Here is a 2,611-nt window from a genome sequence, read left to right on the forward strand (position 1 = left end):
CCCCAGCCACGCCCGAGGCATCCCCCGCCTCGCCCGAGGCCACCCCCGACCGGACCGCCCCCGCGACGCCCGAGGACACCCCTGCCTCGTCGGACGACGCTCCCCCGACGCCCGACCCGGCGCAGCCCGAACCGGGCGACCCCGCCGAACCCACGCCGGATAATCCCACCGAACCCGAACCACCGGCACCCGCCACCTCCCAGTGGGTGCACCACGCCGAAGGCTGGCGCTACGAAAGTGCCGACGGCACATGGCTCAAGGACGGAGTCTTCGAGGTCGGCGGCATGCGCTACGCCTTCAACACCGACGGCTTCGTTCCGGTCGGCTGGTACCGCGCGCCCGACGGCACCTGGTACGCATCAACCGAGAACGGCGTGCGCACCGGCTGGTACCGGGACGGCTCGTGGTACCTCCTATCCGACTCCGGAGCCATGGTCACCGGCTGGCAGGTCTCCGGCGGCACCCGGTACTACCTGAACCCGGACGCGGGCGGCGCGATGGCCACCGGCTGGACCAAGGTCGACGGCACCTGGTACCACCTCGATGCCTCCGGCGCGATGAGCGCGTCCACGTGGGTACGGGCGGGGGCCTGGTACTACCTGGGCGAATCCGGGGCCATGGCCACCGGATGGTTCAAGGCCGGCGACACCTGGTACTACGCGGATGCCAGCGGCGCCATGCGCACCGGCTGGGTCAGCGACGGAGGCTCCTGGTACTACCTGGGCAGCTCTGGGGCTATGGCCACCGGCTGGCTGCAGCAAGGCGCGAAGTGGTACTACCTGAGGCCGGACTCCGGCGGGGCGATGGCGACCGCCTGGGCGATGGTCGACGGCAGCTGGAACTACTTCGACCGGTGGGACGGCTTCTGGGTGTCCGGCCGCTCCGGCTTCGAGGCCGACTGGAACTATGCAAAGACCCTCTACAGTCCCACGAACTACCTGGTCGTCGTCGACACGAGCGCCCCGCACTGCATGACGTTCTACTGGGCGGCGAACTCCTGGCAGCCACTCACCGACATGCCCTGCTCCGTCGGCAAGTCCTCCACCCCGACCGTCACCGGTACCTTCACCATCAAGAACCGAGGCTCCTCCTTCGGGCACGGGTACACGGCGTACTGGTGGACCCAGTTCTACGGCGACTACCTGTTCCACTCGATTCTCTACTACGAGGGCACCATGACCGTGATGGACGGCACCCTCGGCGGGCACGTCTCCCACGGCTGCGTGCGCCTGCGCTACGAGGACGCCAAGTGGCTGCACGACACGATCCCATCGGGGACCTACGTGACGGTCTACTGACGGTCTGCTGATGGTCTACTGACGGTTTACCGATGGCCTACCGCTCAGCGCGACGAGGCCGGGGCTAGCCTTCCGGATATCGGAGGCTGTCCCGGCCTCGCCATTGTGGTTTCACCTTGCCATTACGACCCGCCTTACGGCCTCGGACTCGGCGTCGGCGTTGCTGCTGGCCGCCGTTGGGCACTGGAGCTGCACTCTCGCGCCCTGTGGTATCTGCCGCCTGGGTGGTTGGGGTCGTGGTGGCATGAGAAGCGTCGAATCGACGCATCACCGGCACGCGCGGCACTCATAAGGAGCATGCCGCCCAAAGTGCAGACCACCTCGCCGAAAAACGGCAAAAATGGGCTGTTGTGGGTGAGGTGGTCTGCGATTTGGGCGAATCCAGAAACACGGCAAACACGACCACCCACAACAGCGACTTTCCCGCGCCGCACAGCCGACAAGTCACCACCCCAGCAACACGATTTGTCCATCCTTCGGCTTATAGGGCATGTCGTGTTGCTGGGTTCGTACCTTGCCTTCTCGTCCGCACGTGGGCCTGCTATTCCGAGCCTGGCCTGTCTCATCCGCACGTGGACCCGCTATTCCGAACCTGGGCAACCCCGCCCGCATGCAGAACAGGCGGCCCGCGTGCGGAATAGCCGGTTAGCGCGCGGAACAGGGGGCTAACGTGCGAGCGCAGAATGGCGTCAGACCGCGAACACCCCGACCACATGCCCACACCCACGCCCACAGCCACACCAGCCTCCCACCGCACAGGGGCCGGAAGGGGGACGGTCGTGGTGAGCCAGTCAATCAGGCCCAGCCTCCCACCCCACAGGGGCCGGAAGGTGCGCACCACACAAAAGTCGCATGCAATTCCCCGAGCCAGCATTCAACAATGCCCAGAAACGTTGGAAATGCGACCCCCCTATTTCAATGCTTGAAAGGTTGACAGGGAAAATGCATGCACATTGTTGGACAGCTATCCAAGGGAGCCTTGGGCTATTGGACACGTGGTGTTGCCGTGTTGCATCGCTAAATGTCGGGCCCGCGCGCGGTCTGGTGCTCCACTCGTTGTTTGCGCTGTGGCCACGGGGCATCAGCTTTGGACCTGGCCGCCGTTGGGCACTGGAGCTACACTCTCGTGCCCTGTGGTACCCGCTGCCCGGGCGGTTTGGGGGTGGTGGTGGCATGAGAAGCATCGAATCGACGCATCGCCGGCACGAGTGACTCTCATAAGGGAAGTGCCGCCCAAAGTGCAGACCACCTCGCCGAAAAACGGCAAAAATGGGCTGTTGTGGGTGAGGTGGTCTGCGATTTGGGCGAATCCA

Annotated in this window: 1 protein-coding gene; it reads left to right on the forward strand. The window is 65.4% G+C overall.

Annotated features, from left to right (window positions below; all coding sequences use genetic code 11):
• On the forward strand, nucleotides 1-1,298 hold a 1,298-nt coding region (locus HMPREF1136_RS10010), incomplete at its 5' end, for a L,D-transpeptidase family protein (RefSeq protein WP_009649231.1).
• Between the last annotated feature and the right edge of the window lie 1,313 nt (nucleotides 1,299-2,611).

The organism is Actinomyces sp. ICM47, from assembly GCF_000278725.1.
GTDB lineage: Bacteria > Actinomycetota > Actinomycetes > Actinomycetales > Actinomycetaceae > Pauljensenia.